The sequence below is a fragment of the Pseudomonas sp. NFACC32-1 genome (assembly GCF_900101215.1).
Taxonomy (GTDB): domain Bacteria; phylum Pseudomonadota; class Gammaproteobacteria; order Pseudomonadales; family Pseudomonadaceae; genus Aquipseudomonas.
In genome coordinates, this window is the sequence record NZ_FMUL01000003.1 from 64,533 (window position 1) to 91,339 (window position 26,807).

General features: G+C 61.8%; 26 protein-coding genes. 11 read left to right on the forward strand and 15 right to left on the reverse strand.

Annotated elements, in window-relative coordinates; genetic code table 11:
* Positions 1-154: 154 nt before the first annotated feature.
* The 3 genes from BLP99_RS06450 to argC form a co-directional block, all read right to left on the reverse strand.
* Positions 155-628, reverse strand: coding sequence for a GNAT family N-acetyltransferase (locus BLP99_RS06450; protein ID WP_072458406.1), 474 nt, complete (start codon positions 626-628; stop codon positions 155-157).
* A 1,056-nt stretch (positions 629-1,684) separates the two neighbouring features.
* Positions 1,685-2,380 carry an HAD family hydrolase gene (locus BLP99_RS06460; protein WP_092179988.1) on the reverse strand — a complete coding sequence of 232 codons (696 nt, stop codon included), beginning with the start codon at positions 2,378-2,380 and terminating at the stop codon, positions 1,685-1,687.
* Positions 2,381-2,417: 37 nt separating this feature from the next.
* Positions 2,418-3,341, reverse strand: a complete 924-nt coding sequence (argC, locus tag BLP99_RS06465) for an N-acetyl-gamma-glutamyl-phosphate reductase (protein ID WP_092179990.1) — start codon at positions 3,339-3,341, stop codon at positions 2,418-2,420.
* 114 nt (positions 3,342-3,455) lie between these two features.
* Here argC and BLP99_RS06470 point away from each other — a divergent pair, with 114 nt between their 5' ends.
* A complete protein-coding gene (locus BLP99_RS06470; protein ID WP_072393057.1) occupies positions 3,456-4,340 on the forward strand; it encodes a LysR family transcriptional regulator in 885 nt (294 codons plus the stop codon).
* Positions 4,341-4,458: 118 nt separating this feature from the next.
* Here BLP99_RS06470 and BLP99_RS06475 read toward each other — a convergent pair whose 3' ends face one another.
* The 5 genes from BLP99_RS06475 to BLP99_RS06495 all read right to left on the reverse strand — a co-directional run bounded on the left by BLP99_RS06475 (position 4,459) and on the right by BLP99_RS06495 (position 10,016).
* On the reverse strand, positions 4,459-6,396 hold the full coding sequence (locus BLP99_RS06475) for a M10 family metallopeptidase C-terminal domain-containing protein (RefSeq protein WP_092179992.1): 1,938 nt from the start codon (positions 6,394-6,396) through the stop codon (positions 4,459-4,461).
* Between the two features lie 339 nt (positions 6,397-6,735).
* Positions 6,736-7,083, reverse strand: a complete 348-nt coding sequence (locus BLP99_RS06480) for a hypothetical protein (RefSeq protein ID WP_092179994.1) — start codon at positions 7,081-7,083, stop codon at positions 6,736-6,738.
* 369 nt (positions 7,084-7,452) lie between these two features.
* Positions 7,453-8,445: a TerC family protein gene (locus BLP99_RS06485; protein ID WP_092179996.1), complete on the reverse strand. Its 993-nt coding sequence runs from the start codon at positions 8,443-8,445 to the stop codon at positions 7,453-7,455.
* 334 nt (positions 8,446-8,779) lie between these two features.
* Complete coding sequence (locus BLP99_RS06490; protein ID WP_072393037.1) at positions 8,780-9,169, reverse strand: hypothetical protein; 390 nt, start codon at positions 9,167-9,169, stop codon at positions 8,780-8,782.
* A gap of 70 nt (positions 9,170-9,239) precedes the next feature.
* Entirely contained in the window at positions 9,240-10,016 is a 777-nt protein-coding gene (locus tag BLP99_RS06495; RefSeq protein ID WP_172834637.1) for a hypothetical protein, read from the reverse strand.
* Between BLP99_RS06495 and BLP99_RS06500 the strand changes: the two genes are divergently transcribed.
* From BLP99_RS06500 to BLP99_RS06515, 4 genes are all read left to right on the forward strand, one after another.
* A complete protein-coding gene (locus BLP99_RS06500; RefSeq protein ID WP_092179998.1) occupies positions 10,015-10,722 on the forward strand; it encodes a phytanoyl-CoA dioxygenase family protein in 708 nt (235 codons plus the stop codon). The two genes, BLP99_RS06495 and BLP99_RS06500, sit on opposite strands and share 2 nt — an antisense overlap.
* A 73-nt stretch (positions 10,723-10,795) precedes the next feature.
* Positions 10,796-11,596 (forward strand): DUF6630 family protein, encoded by an 801-nt coding sequence (locus BLP99_RS06505; protein WP_092180000.1) that lies wholly within the window; start codon positions 10,796-10,798, stop codon positions 11,594-11,596.
* A gap of 192 nt (positions 11,597-11,788) precedes the next feature.
* Complete coding sequence (locus BLP99_RS06510; RefSeq protein ID WP_076406825.1) at positions 11,789-12,742, forward strand: alpha/beta fold hydrolase; 954 nt, start codon at positions 11,789-11,791, stop codon at positions 12,740-12,742.
* Between the two features lie 177 nt (positions 12,743-12,919).
* Positions 12,920-15,100 (forward strand): ATP-binding protein, encoded by a 2,181-nt coding sequence (locus BLP99_RS06515; protein WP_083714569.1) that lies wholly within the window; start codon positions 12,920-12,922, stop codon positions 15,098-15,100.
* 66 nt (positions 15,101-15,166) lie between these two features.
* Here BLP99_RS06515 and BLP99_RS06520 read toward each other — a convergent pair whose 3' ends face one another.
* Positions 15,167-15,559 (reverse strand): GFA family protein, encoded by a 393-nt coding sequence (locus BLP99_RS06520; protein ID WP_072458351.1) that lies wholly within the window; start codon positions 15,557-15,559, stop codon positions 15,167-15,169.
* Between the two features lie 28 nt (positions 15,560-15,587).
* Positions 15,588-16,514 (reverse strand): LysR family transcriptional regulator, encoded by a 927-nt coding sequence (locus BLP99_RS06525; protein WP_072393018.1) that lies wholly within the window; start codon positions 16,512-16,514, stop codon positions 15,588-15,590.
* Positions 16,515-16,654: 140 nt separating this feature from the next.
* Here BLP99_RS06525 and BLP99_RS06530 point away from each other — a divergent pair, with 140 nt between their 5' ends.
* Complete coding sequence (locus BLP99_RS06530) at positions 16,655-17,059, forward strand: RidA family protein (RefSeq protein WP_092180002.1); 405 nt, start codon at positions 16,655-16,657, stop codon at positions 17,057-17,059.
* Between the two features lie 78 nt (positions 17,060-17,137).
* Here the strand turns inward: BLP99_RS06530 and BLP99_RS06535 are convergent, their stop codons facing one another.
* From BLP99_RS06535 to BLP99_RS06550, 4 genes are all read right to left on the reverse strand, one after another.
* Positions 17,138-17,614 (reverse strand): VOC family protein, encoded by a 477-nt coding sequence (locus BLP99_RS06535; protein WP_072393012.1) that lies wholly within the window; start codon positions 17,612-17,614, stop codon positions 17,138-17,140.
* Between the two features lie 126 nt (positions 17,615-17,740).
* On the reverse strand, positions 17,741-19,042 hold the full coding sequence (locus tag BLP99_RS06540) for an Nramp family divalent metal transporter (RefSeq protein WP_072393008.1): 1,302 nt from the start codon (positions 19,040-19,042) through the stop codon (positions 17,741-17,743).
* A gap of 172 nt (positions 19,043-19,214) precedes the next feature.
* Positions 19,215-19,451, reverse strand: a complete 237-nt coding sequence (locus BLP99_RS06545) for a hypothetical protein (protein ID WP_072393005.1) — start codon at positions 19,449-19,451, stop codon at positions 19,215-19,217.
* Positions 19,444-20,220: an MlaA family lipoprotein gene (locus tag BLP99_RS06550; RefSeq protein ID WP_072430620.1), complete on the reverse strand. Its 777-nt coding sequence runs from the start codon at positions 20,218-20,220 to the stop codon at positions 19,444-19,446. Before BLP99_RS06550 ends, BLP99_RS06545 begins: the two co-directional genes overlap by 8 nt.
* Positions 20,221-20,449: 229 nt before the next feature.
* Here BLP99_RS06550 and BLP99_RS06555 point away from each other — a divergent pair, with 229 nt between their 5' ends.
* The 4 genes from BLP99_RS06555 to kefC all read left to right on the forward strand — a co-directional run bounded on the left by BLP99_RS06555 (position 20,450) and on the right by kefC (position 24,950).
* The gene (locus BLP99_RS06555) at positions 20,450-21,160 is read left to right on the forward strand and encodes a response regulator (RefSeq protein WP_072392998.1); all 711 of its coding nucleotides are present in this window, start codon (positions 20,450-20,452) and stop codon (positions 21,158-21,160) included.
* Positions 21,157-22,503: a sensor histidine kinase gene (locus tag BLP99_RS06560; RefSeq protein ID WP_072392995.1), complete on the forward strand. Its 1,347-nt coding sequence runs from the start codon at positions 21,157-21,159 to the stop codon at positions 22,501-22,503. The genes BLP99_RS06555 and BLP99_RS06560 overlap by 4 nt, the downstream gene beginning before the upstream one ends.
* Positions 22,504-22,600: 97 nt before the next feature.
* Entirely contained in the window at positions 22,601-23,122 is a 522-nt protein-coding gene (gene kefF / locus BLP99_RS06565; RefSeq protein ID WP_092180004.1) for a glutathione-regulated potassium-efflux system oxidoreductase KefF, read from the forward strand.
* A gap of 1 nt (position 23,123) precedes the next feature.
* On the forward strand, positions 23,124-24,950 hold the full coding sequence (gene kefC, locus BLP99_RS06570) for a glutathione-regulated potassium-efflux system protein KefC (RefSeq protein WP_072430622.1): 1,827 nt from the start codon (positions 23,124-23,126) through the stop codon (positions 24,948-24,950).
* Between the two features lie 10 nt (positions 24,951-24,960).
* Here the strand turns inward: kefC and BLP99_RS06575 are convergent, their stop codons facing one another.
* Positions 24,961-25,929, reverse strand: coding sequence for a GlxA family transcriptional regulator (locus BLP99_RS06575; protein ID WP_083568877.1), 969 nt, complete (start codon positions 25,927-25,929; stop codon positions 24,961-24,963).
* A gap of 93 nt (positions 25,930-26,022) precedes the next feature.
* Between BLP99_RS06575 and BLP99_RS06580 the strand changes: the two genes are divergently transcribed.
* Positions 26,023-26,805 carry an MBL fold metallo-hydrolase gene (locus tag BLP99_RS06580; protein WP_072392987.1) on the forward strand — a complete coding sequence of 261 codons (783 nt, stop codon included), beginning with the start codon at positions 26,023-26,025 and terminating at the stop codon, positions 26,803-26,805.
* Positions 26,806-26,807 lie beyond the last annotated feature (2 nt).

Below are 26,807 nucleotides of genomic sequence, written 5' to 3' on the forward strand. Positions count from 1 at the left end.
GGAAATCCTAAGAAGGCGCCGTCCATCCAGCAATCGATAAAAATTCGCGCGGCGGTCACAAAAACTCACAGACCTCCGTGCCTGCTCTCAGTACCTCAGCACCTATGCAACGCATCTGGATTAATGAACCGCAGAGACTTGCTCCCCCGGGTATTCATGCTCCGCACTTCAGGTTTTTCTGCATCAACGCATTCTCAAGGGTTACACCCCGACGGATTGGAAACCCTCGCTCCACGACACGAAAACCGTGTAATGCAAAGAAGGGCTCAGCCGTCTTGCTGACATCTGAAGTCAGTTTTTCAATGCCAAGCGATCTGGCTTCTTCATGGATGCGGTTCATGAGCGAAGAGCCTATTCCTTGGCGAGGATGAGTACCCGCCACAAAAAAATGATCTATGTAGCCGTTCGGTTGAATGTCGGCGTAGCCCACAATTTCGCCGTGGACCTCAGCCACGAACGGGCGCAGATTGCTGAGATGATTCGCCCAGAGATTCGGATCAAGATCCGCAGGCGCCCATGCCTCGATTTGATCGCGAGTGTAGTCGCGTGAGGCGATGCCATGAATGGCGGAGTAGAAGACGTGAAACAACGCAGTCTCATCCCCGCTTCTGAAGCGTCGAATATCCATGTGTTTCTCGTAAGGCTCACTCAAAAAGGGAAAGTCTGTCATACCTGCTGCAAATCGAAATTGAACTGCCCACGTTCCATAGGCACAGCCAGGTGTGACTGAGTGCGCACCATGCCATGCTCGCCCTCCCCAACACGCCACAGCCTCGGCAGGAGATGTGCTGGGCGGCGTCAACCAATCCCTGTGGTTTGCAATCGTTTAGCAACCCCTTCGATCAGTTAAACAGCGACGCATCAGGAGTTCTGCATGTTCATTAAATAACAGTTCGAGCGCACTGCGCAGAGTGACCTGCTCATCCACTCGCGCGACCTTGCGCAGAGGGCTTTCGCGCTGGTGACAGGCGCGCTGACCTTCATGTTACCGGTGGCGTTCGCCGTGTTTGTGATCGTCGCTGGCGCCTCGCTGATGGCTGATGATGCGCGATGGCACCGCGCACCGCCTGACGACCGACAGCGTTCCGCTGGCCCTCGGGAAGTCAATGCACCGACGGGTGGCTGCCTGAGCTGGCCGACTACCTGACATGGCGCTGCCCACCGAAGTCGCCGAAGGAACGGCGCCTGTGAAGGAGCCCTATCGGCCAGTTCCCCCCCACCAGCGGCAAGACGGTCAGGGAAACCCGGCAGCGTCTAAAAAGGGCGACATGCCTGCCCCTGAGCCGACCGAGAAACCAGGCGTTCCCGCACGTGCCTTGCTCACGCTATGGGTCGCCTTCATCGTGGTGCTGGAGCTGACTGACATCGTTACCTTGGTGCAGACCCTGTTTACCAGTCGGTTGCGCGTCAGTGGCTTTCGAACGGGCTCTACGATCTTCTACTGGGCCGAGCGACCATGGAGCGTTGCATTCAACTTGCTGGTGGGCATCGTCGGGGGGACTGATCATTGGCCTCATCGCCTGGGGCTGCCTGCGCGGGGCGACCCAAGGTCGGATGGGGAGCAAGCCCTGAGGGCAGCCACTCGGTCAAAGTCTGGTCAGAAAGGGCGAGCAGTGCACGATCTGATCCAGCAGACCTGCGTCGATTAGACGGTGATATGCCAATTGGCCGTCAGGTACCGCTATCAGGTTGTAAGCATGTCCAAGAGCTCTTTCAATGTTTCAATGGAGCGCTCCGCTGGTGCTATGTTCGCGGGCCACGGATGGAATCCACTCAACCAGACGGCAAGCATTCCGGCGGCTGTGGCACCCAGGCAATCATTCTGCGGGTGATCCCCCACAAACCAGCAATGCTCGGGACGGGCCCCCAATGCCTTCGCTCCCTGATGGAATATTTCAGGCGCCGGTTTCGAAACACCCCACGTTTCAGAGCAAATCATCGTCTCAATGGCATCCCCGAAGGGCAGTGCCTTCAGGGTCTGCCGTCGCGAATGCTCGGCGCCATTGGAGATGACACCGATGGCAATTCCCTTGCGACGAAGCGCTTGAATCATCGCGCCAGCGCCTGGCATTTCAACCGCAGCGCTCGGAAAGTGATTGATCCAATGGGTGATCAATCGCTTGGGATCGATTGGCCCGCGCCACTTCAACTCCTGAGCCAACGTGTACCCAACCGCCTCACGGATGGAAGAGTATTCAGACTCCGGTCGCAGATACCCACCGTTATCGGTGCGTGCGATCAGATGGGAGATCCGACGGGGGTCCACTCCCGAGATTTCACCCTTGAACTCATCCAGAAATCGCTCAACGTAGCGGTCAATACTGAGCGCACGATGGGTGAGCGTGTTGTCCAGATCGAACAGAATAGCTTTCGGTGCCAAGCTCCCTCCTAGCGATCAAGATGCTGATGAAAAATCCTCACGCCATCATCAAATCCAGATTCTCCACCGCCGCGCCAGCGGCCCCCTTCCCGAGATTGTCGAATACCGCCGCCAACAGAACCTGTCCCGTCTCGTCATTTTCACACACCACTAAACGCAAACCGTCAGTCCCGTTGAGGGCCTGGGGATCAAGGTATGTCAGCTCCTTAGCCTCTTGCATCGACATGACCTGTACAGAGGGGGCGTCGGCGTAGTGCTGCATCAGGCAGGCATGCAACCGCATCGCATCCACGCCTGGCGCCAGCAAGCGAAGTTGCAACGGGATGGTCAGCACGATGCCCTGGCGAAAAGCCCCGTAGGCCGGTACGAACATCGGCCGCTCCGTCAAACCGCTGTGCTGCTGTATTTCCGGAATATGTTTGTGCGCCAACCCCAGACCGTAGACCTGGAACGCGGGCGCCTGCGATGCGCCCTCACCCTCATACTCTTGTACGCCGACGCGCCCTTTTCCGGAATAGCCCGACACGGCGTGAATACTCATCGGGTAGTCCGTGGGAAGCAACCCAGCCTCCAGCAATGGACGCAGCAGCCCTATCGCTCCCGTGGGATAGCAACCGGGGTTGCTGACCCGCTGCGCCGTGGCGATTCGTCTGGCCTGCTGCGCGTTCATCTGCGCGAAACCGTAGACCCAGTCTGGATGGGTACGGTGCGCGGAGCTTGCGTCGATCACCCGTACAGCGGGGTTTCTGATGCTCGCTACCGCGTCGCGTGCAGCCGGGTCGGGCAAGCAAAGAATGGCGATGTCGCAGTCGTTGATGATTTCAGCGCGGCGTTGCGGATCCTTGCGATGTTCGGAGCTGAGCGTGACAAGCCGCAGATCGGTCCGCCCGCTTAAACGCTGATGGATTTGCAACCCGGTGGTGCCTTGGTCGCCGTCGATGAACAGGTGAGGAATCGCCATGGAAAGCTCCCGGACACAGGAAATCAGGAGACTCCATCTTCAGGGAACGGCTAAGATTGGAAAAGTTGAATTTCCAAACGATTGAATTCAGTTTTCCTGAATATGGAATGACCCATGCGCGAAATCAGCCTGGACCGCCTGCGCACCTTGGTAGCCATTGTCGACCTGGGCTCGTTTGCCGAGGCCGCTCGTGCCTTGCACCTTGCGCCCCCCACTGTCAGCTTGCATATCACCGATCTGGAGTCGCGGGTTGGTGGTCAGCTGTTGTCACGTACCCGTGGACGCATTCAGCCTACGACGATTGGCGAAACACTGGTGGACCGCGCGCGGCGCCTGTTGGCGGATGCGGAACAGGCGCTTGAGGACGTCGAGCGTCAGGTACAGGGCTTGGCCGGGCGTGTGCGGCTGGGGGCCTCCACAGGGGCCATCGCCCAGTTGCTGCCGCAAGCGTTGGAGACGTTAGACCAACGCCATCCCGCTATCGATGTGCAGGTCGCCGTGCTTACCTCCCAGGAGACGTTGAAGAAGCTTGCCGAGGGCTCGTTGGAAATCGGCCTGGTCGCGCTGCCACAGCCCCCGGTGAAGGGGTTGCGGATCGAGCCATGGCGACGCGACCCGGTCATGGCCTTCTTGCCGGCTCGCTGGGACTGCCCGGACATCGTGACACCCGGTTGGCTGGCCGCCCAACCCTTGATTCTGAACGACAGCACCACACGGCTTTCGCGCTTGACGTCGGAATGGTTCGCCAATGATGAACGCCAGCCTACGCCGCGAATTCAACTGAACTACAACGATGCGATAAAAAGCCTGGTGGCTGCCGGCTATGGCGCAACGTTACTGCCCCATGAAGCCTCCACGCCATTGCCCGATACACGAATCGTCATGAGGCCATTGCAGCCCTTGTTGTGGCGTGAACTGGGGATTGCCCACCGGGGTGGCGAGGTCGAGCGGTCTACGCAACATGTGTTGGATGTGTTGAGGGGGTTGGGTGCTGGGTAGGTGCAATGACCAAGGCCAGCGATCGACCTAAAGCTGCCCTATATGGAGGTCTTCCACGCGCATAGCGCCTTGGACCGCTCAGGAATCGGCCCAAGGCAAGGAATGACCAGGTTGGCGTTCACACCCAGAGGTCAGTCACTCCGATCAATTGGAAGACTTCATCTCCCGCAGGCTCGGCGAAGATGATGTCCAGGTTACGGTACCCGGAGTGGTCCCCTGCCAGGCTCAACTCGAATCGAGCTCCATTGGCGTCGGCTTCGTAGCTCTTCAAGTAGGTCAGGTTCTTGGCTTCATTGACAACCACGTCCAACGTGCCGTTGTAGCCATTTCCCAGCCGGGTAAAGCCCAGGGCGGACAAATCGATGGTGTCTTCACCCACCGTATAGTCAAGCAGCCGATCCGTGTGGTTTTCGGTGGCGGTACGGTAGCTGTCGCTCAGCGCGTCGAAGCGGAACACATCGTTGTTACCGCCACCTGCCAGCAGGTCCCGGCCCTCTGCGCCTACCAGCACATCATTTCCCAGTGCGCCATAGAGGCGGTCATCCCCCGCGAACCCTTCGATGATTTCGCCTCGGGCGTTGCCCTGTAGACGATCGGCCTCTTCGGTGCCCGTCAACCTGGCTTGCTGGAACAGGATATTGGTTTCATTCAGCGTTTGGCTCAAGTCACCGTCGAAGACCAATTCGAAGCGTTCCCCCTCCGCGTTGGCATCGAAACTCTTGAGGTAGGTCCGCGTTCCGCTTTCATTGACTCGTATCGCCAGCGTTCCGTCATGTCCATTGCCCAGCCCGAGGAAGCCCAGGGATGAGAGATCGATCGTATCGGTGTTGGGGTCGAAGTCGGTGATTCGGTCGCTATGGGCCGTGGTTACGGTTCGGTAGCTGTCTGCGACTGACTCGTAACGGAACGTATCGGCCCCGACGCCGCCCGTCAGCAGGTCGCGACCTTGCTGGCCATCGAGCAGATCGTTACCGGCCCCGCCAACGATGGCATCGTCGAACGAGTCGGTACCCAGCAAGAAGTCATCATTCTGGCTACCGTCAAGGTGGTAATAGCCGTCGTCGGGATTGCCGAAGCTGTGATCCAGGCTACCGTCGGGGTTCAACTGAACCAGGGCGGCCAGATAACCGTCCGCCTTCGTCCCCTGGCTTCCCCCAATCAACACCCTGCCGTCGGCCAGCACCACCATGTCGGCGACTGCGAAAGGCGCACTTTGCGAGCCCCAGCTCACCTGCCCCTGATCACCGAACCCGGTGTCGAGCGAGCCATCGGCGTTGAGCCGCGTGACCGTCGCCACGCCGCCCGAGGCGCCCGCCAGCAGGATTTTGCCGTCCTCCTGGATAACGAGGGCGTTTGCATGAACATCCAGGGCCAGGCTGCCGCCGTTGGCAAAGCTGCTATCCAGGGTACCGTCCTGGTTAAGGCGGGTCAGGGTGTCCTGCCCCGTGACCAGTACTTTTCCGTCTTCCTGCAGGGAAACGTCGATCGTACCGCGGGGTTGAATGCCGACGGATGCTGGCAGGTGCAGGACCCCGCCCTCTGCGAAAGACGAGACCAGGGCCCCCGTCGCGTCGAAGCGGGCGATATAGATTTCCCCAGTGGGATACGCAGCGCTCGCGAAAAAGCTGCCGTCGCGCTGCACGGAGAACGACGCTTGCTGGCCTAGAGATTCATTCCAGTAGAACGGCACGGTCGCGGTTCCGCCGTTGCCGAAACTCGTATCGAGGCGGCCGTCAGCCAAGGTACGACTTACGCCCGACACCCAGGCATCGCCGACTTTCACGTACTGAGCCACCAGGTAGCCCCCGCCCGGCTGCACCGCGGCATTACCGCCGTCCTCGATATCGAGCGACACAGGCAGGAGGGATTTGCCGTCTGCACTGTAGCTGCGGTCCAGGCGACCGTCGGCATTGAACCGGACCAGGCTGCCGGTGAAGCCCGAATCCTCTTCGCCTCCCAGGCCCAGGCGGCTGTAGGCGCCAAGCCAGATGGCACCGTCCGGATCGACCGTGATGCCGCCGATCTTGTCCGAGCCCCATAAGGCCGTGGCTACCATGCCCGTGTTTCCCACAGCCGCAGCGGTGGGCGAAGTGCTATGACTCATGTCCATGCCTCCCGTAGCAATTAGTCGCCCAAAACAATAGACACGGCTCGGTCTGGTTGCCAGTTATGCAGCGAAGAGAGGTTCTGAGGTGGCGTTCTAGTTTGTTATCGGTGCAACTGATCTTGCGCGCCAGGATAGCTGAAACCGTATAGCGTCTTGATATCACTGCAGCAAGTTGATGGTGACTTGAGCAGGAACAATCGCATAACCGCAAAGGGGTAGACCTATTACCGAGAAAAGAAATCTGCCCCTCTATTTTCATTCTCCGCGCAAATTGAAACGGCAGCGACTTTACGCCAATTGTCCGCGCATCCACATGATGACTACGGCGATAATCGCCACCAAGCAGATAACACGAGCAATGTTTACGTAGTTTGATGGGGCGACGAGAGTGACAACCATGAGAATCGCAACGAGGCCGGCGATGATCAGAGTCGGATTAATTAAAGTTTCCAGGCTCGGAATGGGCACCACAGCGATGGCCACACATGTTGCAAGGAGGATAGCAATGATAGGGATCAGGGTAAGTGCTGCAGCCCAGTTCCAGCTTGACGGTCCTGTTTGATCATCGAGATTTGCGTCGGCCTTATGAATGGCAGTGCTGTCTTTGTTGAATTGCTGATGAGACTGGTCGGACATGATAGCGCTCCAGGTTGTGCTTAATGTCAAGTCAGGCAAGGCAGAACGCGGATTCATCTGACAACAGGAGAGGCTGGCCAGTCCAGGACGACTGAGTTAAGTAGGCGTTCTACACTGTCTTCGTGTTGCCACAACGAAACCGCCGTTCGTCAGCGTAGCCCAACTTCAAACACTTGTAGAAAGCCCACGCCTATCTTAATGAGAGCATGGAGTACTCGATTTCCCTTCGTCATCACTGTCCCTTTTTTCCTTGGCTCACAGCCACTTCTAGGGACGATATCCGCTGCAAGCGTAACTGGCATATGTTTCCAAACCCGGCCCTCGCGCCGGGTTTACTGTTTTCGTTTGGCAGCCGACAGTTTTCTGGATCTAAACCTGGGGACCAGCGGAGGTTTGGTCGCGGGTTTTCCAAAGCGACAGCAGCACACCGCCCAACAGCAAAGCCACCGTTACCCCCAGAGAAAGGACTGCCGGAATCTTGCCGATGATGCCGACCATGAAGATCTTGCCGCCGATGAACACCAGCACCAGCGCCAAGGCGTACTTGAGGTAGGCGAAGCGGTGGATCATCGCCGCCAGAGCGAAATACAGCGCTCGTAGGCCGAGGATGGCGAAAATGTTCGAGGTGTAGACGATGAAGGGGTCCTGGGTGATGGCAAAGATCGCCGGCACGCTGTCCACAGCGAATACCAGGTCGGCGCACTCGATCAGCACCAAGGCCAGGAACAACGGCGTCGCCCAGACCACGGACTTGCCATTGGCATCCATCTGGCGGACGAAGAAGCGCTCTTCATGCAAGCGATCGGTGACCCGCATGTGTTTGCGCAGGAACTTCACCAGCAAGTTATCGCTAAGGTTCGGGTGGGCATCGATCTTGCTGAACAGCATCTTTACCCCGGTCAACAGCAGGAAGATGCCGAATACATAGAGAATCCAACTGAACTCGGCGGTCAGCGCTGCACCTAGGCCAATCATGATAGCGCGCAGCACTATGACACCGAGAATGCCCCAGAACAGCACCTCGTGCTGATACTTACGCGGAATTGAGAGAAAGCTGAAGATCATCGCCATGAGGAAAACGTTGTCCATCGACAACGATTTTTCGATAAGAAAGCCGGTGTAGAAATCCATCCCTGCATCACCGCCCTTGACCTGCCAGACCCAGAGGCCGAACAGCAAGCCAGCCGTGACATAGCCGGCAGACAGTAACAGGCTTTCACGAACGCCGATTTCTCGATGCTCACGGTGCAGCACCCCGAGGTCAAAGATCAACAGGCTCAAGACGATGCTGACAAAAACGAGCCACAACCAGCTGGCGGTGCCGAGAAACTCGGCAAGAAAGAACGCTTCCAGGGCAGTCATGAGCCCCCTCCTCTGATGTCGAAGTTGTACAAACTGCAACTCCGACATGGCAGCGATTCGCTGTCAGAGGGGCCCGGCGTTGTGAGAAAAAATTTAGAGAGGCGCGTGCGGTTTCTCAATCACTCAAGGGTTGCAAGTTATTTCAATGGAAGGCCGCACCTGAGGTCGGAATGACATTGACAGAAATTGCACAGCCTGGCTCTCTGGAGAAGTAAAAGACTGCCATCATCGTCGGAACATACAGGTCAGCCTCTATGCGCAGATCAAGACTCACTCACCACCTCCCCAACCTGTAAGCACACCTCAACTGAGCGTATTCATCGCTACCCAACGCTTACTGGTCATCCCCCTCCGCCGAATCCCCAGCCTCACCCGATGGTGCTCCATAAGACTCGCCGATCTCCACCCGATCCGCCCTCACCCAACCGGTAAAGTCATCGCCGCTCTTGGCGATGAAGTTCACTTCCAGCCATGACTCGTCTTCAAGGCTGGAGTAGAGGGTGAGGGAGTCGCCGGGTATGACGAAGATTTTCTTGTTGGCGCAGGCCTCGTCCGGGGCTTCGTGGAAATGCAGGCGGCCGCTGCCAATGACCTTGCCTTGTAGCGGCGGATGAAATTCCGGCACCGTCCCCGATAGCTTTTCCGCCAGGGCTGAACAGTCGACGGCTGCCTGGGTCAGGCCACTGAAAAGACACAGGCAAAACAGGCTTGAACGCAAATGCATGTTGAGAAATTCCGTTGGGGTTACAGCGGGATCGGGCCCTGCCTGCATGATTGTGTGGACGAGTCCGTGCCTATTGCACAACCCCGTTATAAACCGTCACCTCACCGTCCTCCTTCTTCACCAGCAACTTATTCCCCTGCGCCTCAACCTCCACCCGTTCCGAGCAACCCTTGACCTCTTGCTTGCCATCGACCCGCTCGGCCTCGGTGTCGAAGCTCAAGACATAGGTGGACGCCGGGCAGGCATTGCCGCCCTCGCCGGTGGACACGACCACCACGTACCGGCTCGGGCCAAATGTGAAGGCCCTTTCGATGGTCACATAGCCGGTGTATTCGGCCTGTTCGACGACCGATTCCATGACGTTGATCACACCGGCACGGGATCGGTAGTTCAGCGCGGTTCCCGTGCCCTGGGGCTGGGTCGTGAAGGGGCCTGCACGCTCCGTATTGATGGGCAGCGCCTGGTAGGCTACGCCGGGCGGTGCCGACGGTGCGGCTTTTTGGGTGGTGGTGGTTTTTGCCACGGGGCTTTGTTGCGGCTGGGGCAGATCGCACAGGCCGTTCTTGCAGATCAAGTCACCTTGGCAGTCGATGTCTTGCGTGCATTGGTTGGTTTCTTCGAAGGTGCTTTCTTCGGCGTTGGCAAAGCCGGCAACAGCCAGCGCCAGGAAGGTACAGGCGAACAGACGCTTCATCGGTGAAGTCCTTTTCTGGATGGTGGCGTGATGATAACGGTGGCGCGGGATATTGTCCCGGTGATCGCCTTCGATTTGCCATGCGGGGTGGTCTGGGTTGGGTTTGACGGCTAGCCTTGCGGATGCCCTTGTACGCAAGTCGAGGAAAGACATGACGGATCGCGAGCGACTTCATCGCGATGGCTACGCGCTGCTTCGTCGGGCGATCCCGGCCGGGTGGCTGGAGGCGCTGCGCAAGGCTTTCGATGCCGGCGTGAGGCCGGCGGATCAATGGCCGGTACCGCGTGGCACGGGCTGGCGTTATTCGATGCTGGATGACAATGAGACGGTGCAGGCAGTGTGTCGTTTGCCCCAGGTGCTGGCGGTAGCAGGCGAGTTGATCGCCGAGCGGTTCTTTCTGTCCCAGGTGGAAGGACGCGAACCTCTTGCCGGTGGCGGCCATCAGCCGTTGCATCGGGACCTGTCAGCCAAACGGCCCGGCGACGTTGCGATTGCCCTGGCTTTCTTCGATGACTATGGCCCCGGCAACGGTGCGACCCGTCTCGTTCCCGGCAGCCATCGCCCCGGGCCGGGGGAACCGGCCTTCGACTTCGCCGATGAGTCACGCTCCGTGCAGCTGGCGGGCTGCGCCGGTGACATCCTGGTGCTCGATGTCGACCTGGTGCATGCCGGCAGCCTGAATTCCGTGGGCACGCGCCGGCGCTCCATTCTGATCAGCTATTTTGCCGAGACGTTGTACGCCTCGCACCTGGAGACCGTGGGGCTGCGCAACGTGCGCATGGACACTGGCGAGCGGTTCGAGCCTTCGGATTTTTCCTTGCAGAACCCGGGATTCAGCAACCCCGGTACCTTGGTGTAGGATCAGCGCCATTGAAAAAGCGGTGCACCTGCCCCGGCGCATCCGCTCCCGCCCTCCTGCAGGCCCTTGCCCTATGAATCCAATCGATCCGCTGTCGTTTCAACGTATCACCACGGCCCATGGCACGTTCGAGGGCGCGACGTATTTCGATGCCGAGGAAAGCCTCGTCCATGATGTGTTTCCAGACCGCATCGTTTTGCAGACCAACTACCTGGACCACACCAGCTATGCCGTCCATCTTGCCGAATGTGAGGTTCGCGTGCACAAGACGCGGCTGGATAACTACCAGCGCGGGCACAAGGCCCAGGTGATCGACGATGAGATGGACGAAGAGGACTGGCAGGAGCTGGACAGCCTCTGGCAGCGCTTGAGCCGCGACCTGGACACCCAGGCGCAAGGCCCCGGGCTCGATGTGGCCGATACGCTGGCCGACCTGTTCCATTGCCTGTTCGACGAGGTCCACGCCCAAGCGCTCGTCGAGAACCTGCCGGCGCCTGCCGCGCAGTGGGACTGGGCGTGGACGCAGGTGGCCTCAGCACTCACCGCGGCCAACCAGTTGGCCGAGTTCGAATGGAAAGCGTGGTCGTCCTGCGGGATCCATGCGGTCAATGCCCTGGCCCCGCTACGGCAGTCGGGTATCGAAATCCCCGCACCTGAGCGTGACACCGTCGATGCCGTCAACCGTGCCAGCGATTGGGAGCGGGCGGTGCTGCAATATTTCAATGCCCGGCTCGACGCCCACGATCTGAAGTTGCTGGCCCTCGGCACGCATTTCGATGAATACCAGGCCTTCGCCTGCCTGCCCATGAATGGCCTGGGCCTGGTCGATGCCTTGGAAATCATGGGGCGGCTGGGCATCGTCCATCGATATTGAGCGTCTGCATGCCGCGATGCGTGAGGGCTCGGGGAGCCCTCGACCCAAGCGCAGCGCAGCTATCCGTTTTCCTTATAGTCGCTATCGATAGCATGCAGTTCTCGTCCCCCTCCACTCTCTCTAATCTGCCCACCAACGCGATCGATGACGACCGCCGCAGATCGAACCACACCCCTTATGGAGAGAGAAACGATGAACACCTTCAACCGCACCCTGGCCATTGCCACCCTCGCACTCGCCACCCTCAGCGCCCATGCCGCGACGCCTGCCCAGGCCGGCACGACCGTGTCCGCCGTCGGCAGCGTCGTCCAGTCCGCCAGCTACATCACCACCCGGGATGGCGTGCAGCTCTACTACAAGGACTGGGGCCCTCGCAACGGCCAGGTAGTGACCTTCAGCCACGGCTGGCCGCTGGACTCCGACAGCTGGGAAGCGCAGATGATGTTCCTCGCCTCGAAGGGCTATCGGGTCATCGCCCACGACCGCCGCGGCCATGGCCGTTCCAGCCAGCCCTGGGAAGGCAACGACATGGATCACTACGCCGACGACCTGGCAGCGGTGATCGAAGCGCTGGACCTGAAGGATGTCACCCTGGTGGGCTTCTCCACCGGCGGTGGTGAAGTGGCGCGCTACATCGGTCGCCACGGCACCGCGCGAGTGAAGAAAGCCGTACTGGTCTCGTCCGTGCCACCGCTGATGCTCAAGACCGACACCAACCCCGGCGGCCTGCCGATCACGGTGTTCGACGGCCTGCGCAAGGCGTCCCTGGAAAATCGCTCGCAGCTCTACCTGGACATCGCTTCGGGCCCGTTCTACGGCTACAACCGCAAGGGCGCCAAGCCATCCCAAGGTCTGATCCAGACTTTCTGGGCGCAGGGCATGATGGGCGGCAGCAAGAACACCTATGACTCGATCGCGGCCTTCTCGGCCACGGATTTTCGCGCCGACCTGAAGAAGTTCGACGTGCCGACGCTGGTGATCCATGGCGACGACGACCAGATCGTGCCCATCGATGCCGCCGGCCGGGCTTCGGCCGCACTGATCAAAGGTGCCCGGTTGATCGTCTATGCAGGTGCGCCCCATGGTTTGACCGAGACCCACAAGGATCGCCTCAACCAGGATCTGCTGAAGTTCCTCCAGGAATAAACCCTGTAGGCGCGAGCCGGCTCGCGCCCACCTGCCCCTCGCAAAAGCCCTTCCCTGGAAGGGCTTTTGCGTTACCCAGACCCTCGCCGGAAGCGCCCGGAGCAACGCTCATCGATTGCTGTGAACCTCGCCGCCGTCCGGCCCTCGGATACTGAGGACGTACCACGGATGATCCCCATGGCAATCGAAGACACGTTGTTGCGCCAACGCAAGGTACTGGCCGAGTTCGGCGAGCTGGCCCTGGCCTCGGATGACCTGGAGCACATCCTTGACCAGGCGTGCCGCCTGGTGAGCGAGGCGCTCGACACGCACCTGGCCAAGTTCATGTGGCTGGAGGAAGACGGCGTGACGTTCCTGGTGCGCAACGGCGTGGGCTGGACACCGGATGTCGTCGGCCAGGTGCGCGTACAGGCGTTGCCGGGGACACCGGAGCGCTATTCGCTGCAGACCAGCAGCCCGGTCATCTCCACGGACATCGCCACCGAAACCCGGTTTCGCTACCACGACTTCCAGATACGCAACGGGGTCCGGGCCTTCGTCAACGTGCTGGTGTACGACGCCGGGCAGAAGCACCCGTTCGGCATCTTCGAAGTCGACAGCCGCAGCCCCCGCCTGTTCAGCGAAAGCGATATCGATTTTCTGCGCGGATACGGCAACCTGCTCGGCGCGGCACAGCGGCGGGTCAACGCATTGCAGGCCATGCGCCGCTCTGAAGAAAAACTGCGCGAAAGCGAGCGACACTATCGAATCGCCGCCGAGCTCAATCCCCTGTGGCCCTGGACCGCCGACAGCCTCGGCGCGGTGCTGACCCTGGATCAGCGCTGGTACGAGTACACCGGGCGCTCGCCGACACAAACCCTGGGCCGCCAGTGGCTGAACGCCGCCCACCCCGATGATCGAATGGCCTTTGCCCGGCTCTGGACGCTGTCACTTACCACTTTGCAACCCTTCGACACCCAGCTGCGTTTGCGCAAGAGCAACGGCGAATACCGCTGGTTCAGGATCCGGGCGCTCTGCAGCCTGGGCCCTGCCGGAGAGTGCGAGCAGTGGTATGGCACCGTTGAAGACATCCATGAACGCGTCCAGCTGGAAAACGCGCTGAGGGACTGGAACGACCGGCTCGAGGAACGCATCGCCAAGCGCACCGAGCAGCTCGAACGCGAGCAGCGGGAACGCACCTTGGCCGAGTCCAAGCTGCGCCAGAGCCAGAAAATGGAAGCGGTCGGGCAACTGACTGGCGGTATCGCCCACGACTTCAACAATCTCCTGGCCGGCATCACGTCGAGCCTGGAACTGATGCAACGGCACATCGACCAGGGCCGGTATGACGAGCTGTCACGTTACAACTCCGTCGCCCTGACCTCGGCCACCCGCGCGGCGGCATTGACCCAGCGCCTGTTGACCTTTTCAAGGCAGCAGTCGCTCCAGCCCGAAGTCTTCGAACCACGGATTGTCGTGGCGGGCCTGGAAGAAATGATCCGGCGCTCCGTGGGGCCCAGTATCCAGGTCGAGTGCTCTTTCAGTGGTAACGACCCGATCCGATGCGATCCCAACGGGCTGGAAAACGCCCTGCTGAACCTGGCGATCAATGCCCGGGATGCCATGCCCGGGGGCGGCGCCCTGAAGTTGAACGTGCACAGTTGCCTGATCGATGAACAGTCCGCCGACGAGAAGATGCTGCCGCCGGGCCCCTACGTCGACATCTCGGTGGTGGACACAGGCACCGGTATCAGCGCCGACATCCTGTCCCGGGTGTTCGATCCGTTCTTCACGACCAAGCCCATTGGCGAAGGATCCGGCCTGGGCCTGTCGATGATCTACGGGTTTGTCCAGCAGTCTGGCGGACAGGTCAGGATCCGGAGCAGCGTCGGGGTGGGTACCACCGTGACGATGTATTTCCCGGTGGTCAGCCAGCCGTCCGCCACCACGCCACAGCCCGGCTCGGAGGAGACGACGTCGTTGCAGCCGGGCAACAACGAAACCATCCTGCTGGTGGACGACGAAGCCGCCATCCGGCAGATGGTGGCCGAATTCCTGGCTGAAACCGGCTACCGCGTCATCGAATCGCTGGACAGCGTTTCGGCCTTGAAGCAGGCCGAAAAGACCGGCCCTGTGGATCTGCTACTGACCGACATCGGCCTGCCCGGCGCCATGAACGGCATCGCCCTGGCCCGGGAAATGAGAGCCAGGCATCCACGGCTCAAGGTGCTGTTCATCACCGGTTTCGCCGAGGGCGAAAGGCTGGTGACGGCCGATGCGCACACCCGGATATTGACCAAGCCGTTCAGCTTGAACGAGCTCGGCCAGCGGGTGAGTTCGCTGATCCAGACGGGCAATGACGGCGCGGGCCCGGCGTAGCAGAGCCTGTCTTGCTCTATCGTCCGTCAGGTTCGCGCAGCTAGCTAGCCCGGTCGATGAAGCCGATCAATCCTCGAACCGCCCCTGGCCGTCACGGTCCCGTGAGTAATGGTGTGCAAGCGGAAACGGCGGCAGCCAGCCTTCGCGGCGCACGGTCCAGCTTTCGTAGGTAGGCGCCAGTTGGTCGGGAGCATCGAGGATGCCCAGGTGCACTTCGATTTCATCGGTGCTGCGAGCGAACAACGACGAACCGCAGCGGGGGCAGAAATGTCGCCCGGCATATTCCCGTGTCTGGCCCTGGATCGTCACCGCGTCCTGGGGGAACACGGCCGCTGCGAAAAACAGCGCGCCGTGATGCTTGCGACAGTCCAGGCAGTGACAAAGGCCGACTCGATAAGGGCGCCCCGAAGCCTCGATGCGCACATCGCCGCACAGGCAACCGCCGGTGAATCGTTCCATCATGTTCTCCTCTGCAATCGGATTCGACTTACAACGGATGACGTTCAATGATAGGCGCATGTTCCGCCATCAGCTCCGACACCCAGGCGATGAACACCCGCAGCTTGGCGCTGATGTGCCGGTTCGGTGGGTAGGCCAGGTAAAGCGGCATCGGATCCAGGCGCCAGCCGTGGAACAGGCGCACCAACTCGCCCTGGGCCTCGTGGCGCCTGGACATGTATTCCGGCAACCAGAGCACCCCCAGCCCCGCCAGGCCGGCGGCCAGGTAGGCGTTGCCGTCGTCGACGGCCAGGGCATGGCGTCCCTTGATATGCAGCTGCTCGCTGTGATTGCGCATGGCATACGGCACGGCCTTGCCGGTGCGCGCCCACAGGAAGCCGACGATGCGATGCGGCGCCTCTTCCAGCTCTCGCGGATGCACAGGCGTGCCCACCCGTGCCAGGTAGTCCGGCGAGGCGAAGACCCCCAGGGCCAGATCGCCGATGCGGCGGGCGATCAATGACTGGTCCGTCAGCTCGCCGCCGCGCACCACGCAATCGACGTTCTCGTCGATCATGTCGACGATGCGATCGCTCACCCCCAGGTCGATCTGGATGTCGGGGTATCGCGCGTAGAACGCCGGCAATGCCGGCACCAGGATCAGGGCGGCCAGCGGGCTCGGCACGTCCACCCGCAGCCGGCCCCTGGGCAAGGCCTGGGCACCGGACAGGCTGGTCTCGGCATCGTCCATGTCGGCCAGCAGGCGGATGACCCGCTCGTAGTAGACGGCGCCGTCGGCGGTCACGTTGACTTTGCGCGTGGTGCGGTTGAGCAGCCTGACCCGCAACCGTGCCTCCAGTTGCTGCACCAGCTGGGTCACGGTGGTCTTGCTCATGTGCAGTGTTTCAGCCGCCTTGGTGAAGCTGCCCGCCTCCACCACGCGAACGAACGCCTGCATCGCATCGAAACGGTCCATGGTTGCCCCGGCTCATCGGATTGTTTGGATTTTACAAACAGTGATCGCCAAGGTTGCTCGTTTATCGCCTCGGCACAAGCCCCTAGAGTGCCTTCATCGTTGATTTCGGGTCAGGTCCGACCTTTTTGATGGAGGTATCTATGACACAGCGTGACGTTGTTTTCCCCCCTGGACGCCAGGCGCTTTACGAGCGCAACCGCTACTCTCCAGCCGTGCGCTCCAATGGGTTTCTGTTCGTATCGGGACAAGTGGGCAGCCTGGAAGACGGTTCGCCGGAAGCCGACCTGCAAGCCCAGGTCCGGCGCGCCTTCAACAACCTGAACGCGATCCTGGCAGCCGCCGGTTGCACCTTTGACGATGTGGTGGACGTGACCGTTTTCATGGTCGATGCACAGTCCACCTTCGAGAAGATATGGGAAGTGGTGCCTGAGTTCTGGGGCAACGCGCCGCATCCGACGGTGACGGCGGTGGGCGTGACCTGGTTGTATGGGTTTGAGTTCGAGATCAAGGTGATCGCCAAAGTGCCTGACGCCGCTGGGGGCTAAGTGGGTCGGCGCAGGCCAGCGGCGCCATCGCGAGCAGGCTCGCTCGCGCAAGGAATCGGCGGCGCCGGTGATATCGTGTCAGCCTTTGACCGCCGCCTCGATCGTCGCGATGTCGATCTTGCTCATTTGCATCATGGCTTCGAACGCGCGCTTGGCGGCGGCTCTATCGGGGTTGGCGATCGCGTTGCTCAGGACCCGAGGCGTGATCTGCCACGACAGCCCCCACTTGTCCTTGCACCAGCCACAGGCGCTGGCCTGGCCGCCGTTGTCGATAATCGCATTCCACAGCCGGTCCGTTTCGGCCTGGTCATCGGTGGCGACCTGGAACGAGAAGGCCTCGCTGTGGGGAAACAGGGCGCCGCCGTTGAGCCCGAGACAAGGAATGCCCATCACCGTGAACTCCACGGTCAGCACGTCGCCTTCCTTGCCGGCCGGATAATCACCGGGAGCGTGATGCACGGCATCCACCGTGCTGTCGGGAAACGTCGCGGCATAGAACTGCGCGGCGTCCAGCGCCGCACCGTCATACCACAGGCAGATTCTGTTCTTGTTCATCCGGATTCTCCGAAATGGCACGGGTCGGCAAAGTCTAGCAGTGCGCCCGTTGCGCCATGGTCGGTGTGATGAACGGCCTGCCGCAGCGACATGGCACTGCGGCAAGCGGATGGGCGCGGCCCGGCCTCAAGTGAACAGGTCGACACCCAGCTGGAACGCGACCCACAGCGCCAGGCCGGTGGCAAAGGCCAGGGCGATGTTCTCGAACAGGTTGTTGCGGTACTCCTTGCCCAGCAACGATTTCTGGTTGGACATGATCAGCAGTCCGAGGGAAATCACCGGCAAGCCGATGATGTTCAGGGCACTGACCCCGATGGTCAGCGTGACGAAGTCAGGCATGCCGGGGAACGACCAGATCAGCGGCGTGACCAGGATGAACAGCATGAACCACTTGTGCATCGGATCGCGGTGGAACTCCTTGCCATACCGCTCCCGGCGCTCGGGCCGCACGTGCTGGAAGGCATCGGTGATGAGCATCGGAAAAGCGGTGGTCTTGCCGGAAATACTGGCGAACAGCGTGGCGAACACGCCGACGAAGAACACATACCAGCCGATCGGGCCGAAGAACAGTTCCAGGGCCTTGCCCAGGTCGCCCAGGGTTTTGACCTCTATGCCGTTGGGCCGCAGGATTTCCGCGCCGACGATCCATATCGCCAGGTTGATGACGATCCCGACGAACACCGCGAACAGCAGGTCGTTGCGCTGGATGCGCTTGTGCTCGGGACCTGTCCAGCCTTTCTGGCGCATGACATAGGGGTGCACGAAGTTGGCGATGGAGCCGGCGACCGCACCGATGACCGAGACGGCCACCAGCAACGCACCGTGTACGCCTTCATCGGGTGGAATGCTGAAGCCGATGGTGCCCCGCACGATACCGGCGACATCCGGGCCGGACATGACAGCCAGGGCGATGAAGGCCAGTGTCATGATTGCCAGCAGCGCCTTCATGACGCCTTCGATCATCGAATAGATATTGCGCCCGACCAGCAGCCACACCGCCAGGACCACGGCCATCGAGCAAGCCAGGGGGTAATCCACCTTCAGCAGCATGGCCAGGGATTCGCCGGCGCCCTTGATCATGTAGGCATTCATCAGATGCCCCATCAGCAGCGCGTACACCAGCAGGAACCAGGCGAAGAACGGGTTGAGCTGGGCATAGCCTTGCAGGATGGTCATGCCCTGGTTATTGCAGAGCTGGAAACGCGCGATGATGTTGACGATCAGGTAGCGCAACAGCAGCGACACTGCCAACACCCACATCATGGCGTAGCCGTAGTTTGCCCCGGCCACGGAAGACGTGATCAGGTCGCCTGCGCCCAGCCAGGACAATACTGCGATGATTCCAGGACCAAGAAGCTTCAGGATGCGGACGAAGCGGCTTTGGGTAGACGCTGCGGCCTGACCCTCGACGGTAGGAATGCTCGTCATGAGATGGAGTCTCCGTTTATTTTTTTTGTAAGAAACGGAGCTAGTCGAACACACTACATACGACGTCGTACAACCTTTATTGTCGACGAAGTGTGTAAAAATGTTTCTAGACACGGACGGCCAAATCCGCGCCGGTGCACGAAGCGTTCCCACCGCCAGGCAAGGCTGGCGGCTACGCCCTCACCCGCTCTCCATGCTCGGTCATCCAACGTATCAGGGTCGCCATCGACACCTGATGATGCTGGACGATGCACTCACCGCCTTGCTCATGGTGGTAGCGCTCGACGTAACGACTGAGCAACACATGATGGCCATCCTCGGCCAGCCGCAGCTCCACCTCACGACACTGCAGCCCGCCCCGGCTGAGGGTCTTGGTGTGTCGTCGCAACACCAGCGCCTGGTTAGTCATCGGCCTGTTCCTGCGCGCATTGCGGGGTGACCGCCCCCAGCTTGCCTTGTGCGACAAAATCGGCGCGCTGTTGCGCCACCGCGTCACGCAGGGCCACGTAGTAATCCGGTTGGGTGCGTAACTGGTCGGTTTGCGGGAGCGCCTGCGCACGACCATCGACGATGCCGCCTGCGGTGTTGATCGTACCCAGGGTGTCCAGGGTGTCGCTGTCGCCTGCGAACGGATCGACCACGAAACCCACCACCTTGCCCGTGGCGTCCCTCAGGTTGGCGGTGCCCAGCAACGGCAGCTCGACGATGGGCCCCGGGGCGAGGTTCCAGACCCCGAATGTCTGGCCGAAATCGGCTTTGTGGCGCTCGATCCCGAGCTTGCCCGAGACATCGATCAGCCCGACGATGCCTGCGGTCGAGTTGATGACGAAACGTCCCAGGGTATTGACCGAACGTTGCGCATTGCCTTGCAGCAGGTCGTTGATGAACACCTTGGGCTCGCCGAAGTTGGCCACGAAGTTGTGCACGCCTGTCTGGACCGCGTCCGGCAGCTTGCGATACCCGCGGGCCACCGGGGCCAGCGCATAATCGTCCACCGTGCGGTTGAAAGCGAAGATCCCACGGTTGATGGGCTGCGCAGGATCGTGGACGGTGTACGGAACGCTTTCGCAACTGCCGGGCTTTGCAGCGGGTGTACTGGTGCAGCCGCTGGCGAGTGCCGCCAGTGCAATGACCAGGGAGGATCCAACACGTAGCGGCGCGGGTTTGAACTTCGGCATACGAGGCTATCTCGGCAAGGAATGGAGAGGTGTCGCCCAACGCCCGCCCAGAACCGAACCCGTGGTTGGCTGATCGACTGGCAACGGCGCGATCCTGCCGCTGTTTTCTTGCCTGGAGATTTCCGCAATATTGCCCGCCTGCAACTTTATTTCCGGATTGAAATATATGACGCAGGCCACGGATTGACCCTAGTATCGCCCCCTGTATCCATCACCCTGCGTACTCGCCGTGAGCCATTTACTACTGGTGGACGATGATCTCGAAGTCCTCGCCCTCTTGCGCAAATTCCTCGAACAACACGGCTACAGCGTGGAAGTGGCCGCCGACGGTATCGCCCTGTGGCAGGCGGTGGAACGCAGGATGCCGGAGCTGATCATCCTCGACGTCATGCTGCCGGGGGACAACGGCCTGGTACTGTGCCAGCGCCTGCGGGCCGAGCACCGGGTCGGCATCATCATGCTCACCGCCATGGGCGAGTTGAGTGACCGCGTCGTCGGCCTGGAGATGGGGGCGGACGACTACCTGACCAAGCCCTTCGACGCCCGGGAGCTACTGGCCCGGGTACGTGCCGTGCTGCGGCGCACCGGCGAAGCCAGGGGCGTGCCGGGCGACGCGTCGCGCCCGGTCCTGGAATTCGAGAAATGGCAGCTGGACGTCGCCCGGCGCGAGTTACGTTCGCCAGACAAGGTCATGATCCCGCTGTCCACGGGGGAGTTCGAACTGTTGCTGGTGTTCGCCGAACACCCGCGCCGGGTGCTGAGCCGCCAGCAATTGCTGGACCTGGCCCGGGGCGAAACCTTCGACGCCTTCGACCGCAGCATCGATGTGCAGGTCAGCCGCTTGCGTCGCAAGCTGGAGACCGACATCGGCGGCGCGTCCATGATCCGCACCGTACGCAACAGCGGCTACTACTTCAGCCCCCAGGTGCTGAAACGATGAGACCTTCACCCACGGCCCCCCGCCGGCCACGGGACACGGTGGCCCGCTGGATCGCCCTGACCACCCTGCTCGCCATGCTGACCCTGCTGGCCTTGAATGAATTGTTCAGCATGCTGGCCGGTGCCTGGGCGCGGCCGCCGCTGATGGAGACCGGCCTGATCGAAAAAGTCGCCGCCGTGGCCCGCATCATTGACACGGCACCCGTTGCACAACGGCCCGACATCGCCAGGGCGGCCAGCGACGCCGGCTTCAACGTGCAATGGTTGCAACGCCGTGAGGAGGCCCGGCTGCCGGTGATCGACGATCCGGAATTCAGCGCAGGGCTGGACTTCCTGCGCCAGCAGTTGGGCAGGCCGGATGCCCCCGTGGAAGCCTACCAACCCGGCGACTGGCCGAACGATGACCCGGCCGCACGCTACGCGGTGATCATCGGGCTGGCCGACCAGACGTGGCTGGTGCTGTCTGCCCCCTCGCGCAGTTGGGGGCTGGACGAATGGGAGCGCAATCTGATCATCATCGGCTTGATCCTGCTGTCGACCTTCGTCGTCGCGCTGGTGGCCACGCGGCACCTGGCAACCCCACTGGAGCGCTTCGCCGAAGGCGCCAGGCGCTTTGGCGTGGATCACCAGGCGCCGCCCATCCCCGCGGTCGGCCCCTATGAAATCCGCCAGGCGATCAGTGCCTTCAACGCCATGCAGGCCCAGCTCAAGCACTACCTGCAGGATCGCACGCAGATGCTCGCGGCCATTTCCCATGACCTGCGGGCGCCCCTGACCCGCATGCGCCTGCGGGGGGAATTCATCGAAGACCCCGAGCAGCAATCCCGGCTGTTCAGGGATGTGGACGAGATGCAGGCGATGGTCAATTCGGCCCTGGAATTCTTCCGCGACGACGCGCGGCTCGAACACGCCACCGCGTTCGACCTGGCGGAGTTGCTCCACACCATCGTCGACGACTTGAAGGATGCGGGCGCCGAGGTGTCTTTCCAGGGCTCCCATCGCCTCGTCTATCTGGGCCGGCCCATCGGCATCAAGCGCGCCCTGGTCAACCTGATGGACAACGCCATCAAATATGGCGGCGAAGCGACCATCACGCTGGAGGCCGATGCCAACCGCGTGGACATCCGCATCCTGGACCAAGGCCCCGGCATTGCCCCCGAATACCTCGAGCAGGTCTTCACCCCGTTCTTCCGGATCGAAGGCTCGCGCAACAAGCACACCGGCGGTGTCGGGCTCGGACTGTCGGCGGCGCGGGCCACGGTGCTCGAACACGGCGGGACGCTGACCCTCGGCAATCGCCCCGATGGCGGCCTGGAGGTCAAGGTCTCGTTGCCCTTGACCTGACCATCCCCGCAATGGTCGACGAACTAAAGCCTAAACAACTGTCGCCTTCCTCGGTAGGATGTCCGGCCTTTTGCCTGGACCCGCGCTGGAATTGCCGATGATCCTGATCGTTTATGCCCACCCCTACCCCGACCAATCGCGGGTCAACCAGCAGATGCTCGAGCGGGTGTCCGGTCATCCGGACGTAGTCGTGCGGTCCCTCTACGATCTCTACCCGGACTTTGCCATCGACGTCGAGGCCGAGCAGCGTGTGGTCGAGCAGGCGCAACTGGTCGTCCTCCAGCATCCGATGTATTGGTACAGCATGCCGCCCCTGCTGAAACTGTGGATCGACAAGGTGTTCACCCACGGCTGGGCCTATGGCCGGGGCACCACGGCCCTCAAGGGCAAGAGCCTGCTGTGGGCGGTCACCACCGGTGGCGACCAGGCGCATTTCCAGATCGGCGCCCATCCGAGTTTTTCCGTGCTGGCCCAGCCCCTTCACGCAACGGCCCTCTATTGCCACATGCGCTGGCTGGAACCGGTGGTGGTGCACGGCGCCTATGCCGCTGAATCCGCTGCGCAACACGCACAAATCGAACATTACGCCGCCCGCCTGGCCGCCTGGAAGGAAGATTGATATGGAGACCCACAGCCTGATTGAGATGCTCATCTACCTGGGCTCGGCGGCGTTGATCGTGCCGATTGCCGTCCGGTTGGGCCTGGGGCCCGTGCTGGGCTACCTGCTGGCCGGGTGCGCGATCGGCCCGTGGGGGCTGAAGCTGATCACTGACGTGAAGGCGATCCTGGAATTCGCCGAGATCGGCGTCGTGCTGATGCTGTTCATCATCGGCCTTGAACTCGATCCCAAGCGTCTCTGGGCGCTGCGACGGATGGTGTTCGGTGGCGGCGCCTTGCAGATGCTGGCCTGCGGTGCCGCCATTGCAGCGTTCTGCACAGCCCTGGGCCTGGGCTGGACGGCGGCGCTGCTGGTGGGGCTGACCCTGAGCCTGTCGTCAACGGCCATCGCCATGCAGGCGATGAGCGAACGCAACCTGACCGCCACCGCCGTCGGGCGCAGCAGCTTCGCGGTGCTGCTGTTCCAGGACATCGCGGCCATTCCGCTGGTGGCCATGATCCCCTTGCTGTCGGCCCACGGCGAAACACCGTCCGGTACCGCCCTGGTGCTGTCCATCGTCAAGATCGTCGCGGCCATCAGCGCCGTTGTCCTGCTGGGACGCTACGTGACGCGGCCGTTGCTGCGCTTCGCCGCGCGCTCGGGCCTGCGGGAGATCTTCAGCGCCGTGGCCCTGTTCCTGGTGTTCGGCTTCGGCTTTCTCCTGGAGGAAGCCGGCCTGTCCATGGCCATGGGGGCGTTTCTCGCCGGGGTGTTGCTGGCCAGCTCCGAGTACCGCCATGCCCTGGAAAGCGACATCGAACCGTTCAAGGGGCTGCTGCTGGGGCTGTTTTTCATCGGCGTGGGCATGTCCATCGATTTCGGCACGCTGATCGACGCGCCGCTGAAAGTCATCACCTTGACCCTGGGCTTCATCCTGATCAAGCTGCTGGTGATCAAGGCTGTCAGCCGCTTCCTGAATGTCCCCGCCGGGCAACGCTCCTGGCAGGCGGTCTTGCTCGGCCAGGGCAGCGAGTTTGCCTTCGTGGTGTTCGGCGCCGCGACGCTGGCGGGTATCCTCACCGACCAGTGGGGCAAGAGTCTGACCCTGGCAGTGGCCCTGTCCATGTGCGTGACGCCGTTGCTGATCCTGCTGCTGGATCGACTGGAATCGGCGAGCAAAAAGGGCCGCCAGGAAACCGACCTGGTGGATCAGCAGAACCCACGGATCATCATCGCCGGGTTCGGCCGTTTCGGGCAGATCGCCGGCCGCCTGCTGATGTCTTGCGGCGTGGAAGTGGTGGTCCTGGACCACGACCCCGACAACATCGAGACCCTGCGCAAGTTCGGCGTGAAAGTGTTCTACGGCGACGCCACGCGCCTGGACTTGCTGCACGCCGCCGGCGCGGCCCAGGCCACTGTGCTGATCAACGCGATTGACGATCTGCAGGACAACCTGACGCTGACCCGCCTGGTCCAGGAGCACTTCCCCGCGCTGAAACTGATCGTGCGGGCCCGGGACATGGGGCACCTGATCACCCTGCGCCAGATGGGGGTCGAGGTGGCCGAGCGGGAAACCTTCGAGAGCGCATTGTCGCTGGGTCGCCGGGCGCTGGTGCAGATGGGTGTCGGCGCCTACGAGGCGCGGGAGCGAGCGGATCAGTTCCGTCGCCTGAACCTGCAGATGCTGGAGGAAATCGTCGCCCAGCCGGAAGACGACCTCAAGTTCCGCCACGACGCCTACCGGCGCGCCAATGCCCTGCTCACCGAGATGTTCAACGAAGACCGAGCCCACCCCGTCGACAGCTGGCCTGAACATCATCGCAACGAAACGGAGGAGGCGCGCAGCTAGACCGCCCTCCTCACACACGTGCGAACTGACGCCGGTACGCCATCGGCGTCAGCCCGGTCAGCGCCTTGAACATCCGTTGCAGGTTGGAACTGCTGCTGAAACCCAGTTCGGCGCCGATGCTGGCCAGAGGCAATGACGTCATTACCAGGCGCTCGCCGACCTGGTTCAACTTGATGCAACGGGCGTAGGCGGCGACGGTCTGGCCGGTTTCGCTGCCGACCTTGCGAGCCAGGGTACGCTCGGACATGGCCAGCCGATCCGCCAGCGCCTTGACCGTGATCTGCTCCGCCGGCATTCGCTCCACCAATCCATGCAACCGCCGCAGCAACCCGTCGGGCTGCTGGATCAGCGCGATGCCCTGGAATGCCGCGTGGGGGACGGCCGGGCGCGGCAACACCATCAGCCGGGTGATGTCGCGCAGCGCATCACGGCTGAGACTTTTCTCGATCAGGTTTTCGGCCAAGGGCAAATAGCCGTTCACCCCCGACGCAGTGGCGTTGCGCTCGTTGAACACGCAGATGCGTTCGTTTTGCCAACGCACCTTGCGATACCGCGCTTGCATCGCCTGCGCCAGCCACCAGGTCACCGTCGCGCATTGCCCATCCAGACGGCCGCAGGCAGCCAGCAGGCAGACGCCGGTGCAGTAGGCCCAGAGCTGACGGTCCCGGGGACCTTTGGACAACGCCTTCACTAGCAGGGCCTGGGCGGCAACGAGCGCATTCACCTGTTCGGCCGATTCGGCCCAGAAGCCGGGAACCAGGACCGCGTCCAGATCGGTCTCGCCCAGGGCCGCCTGCGCCTGGAGGCTGACGCCATGGGCACAGTCCACCGGACCGGCCTGCAGAGCGACGTACGTCGCCTCGAACAGATCCCGGCCCCTGCGACGGTTGGCCGCGTGCAGCAGATCGGCAAATGCGAACAGGCCGGCAGGCATGCAGCCGGGGAACAGGAGTAGACCGACACGGATTGGCTGGGGCATGGCATGAAATGAATCAATGATGTCAGACTCGGCCATTATGCCCGCCCCCCCGGATCGGCACCATGAAGCGCTCGCCTTGAACAGGAAACCTTCATGAAAATCCAACAGATCCGCAACGCCACGATCATCCTGGAGTCCGGTCCGTATCGCGTGCTTGTCGACCCGATGCTGGCCGGCAAAGGCACCCTGCCGCCGCTTCGCCTGTTCGGTGCCACCCAGCGCAATCCGCTGGTGGAGCTTCCAGCCTCTGCCGAAAAAGACCTGGAGCGCGTCACTCACTGCCTCATCACGCATTGCCAGAAAGGCCATTTCGATCATCTGGACCGCACGGCGAAACGCTGGCTGAGGGAAAAACGGATCCCGGTCATCTGCACGCCCCACGATGCCGGCTACCTCGCCAAACGGGGCTTGAATGTCCAGCCGCTGGCCGAGGACCACGAGCGGCCCGTGTCCTTCCTGGACGGCACTCTTCGCTCCGTCAGATGCACCCACGGCCGTGGCCTGGTGGGCAAACTGATGGAACACGGCGTCGGCTACCTGATCGAGCTGCCCGGTGAACCCAGTGTGTACCTCGCCGGCGACACCGTGCTCACCCCTACCGTGCGCGAGTTCGTCCTGCGCCATCAACCGCAGGTCAGTGTGATTCCGGCCGGCGGCGCACGCTTCGATTTGGGCGGCGATATCATCATGGGAATCGAGGAAGCCATCGAGTTCACCCGTTTATCGGGTGCAGCCGTGCTCGCCAATCACCTCGAAGCGATCAGCCACTGCCCCACCACGCGAAAGGCACTGCGCGACGCCGCCATGACAGCCGGGCTCGGAGCGCGACTGCATGTGCCGGAAGATGGCCAGACGCTGGAGTTCCAGCCTGCCTAGGC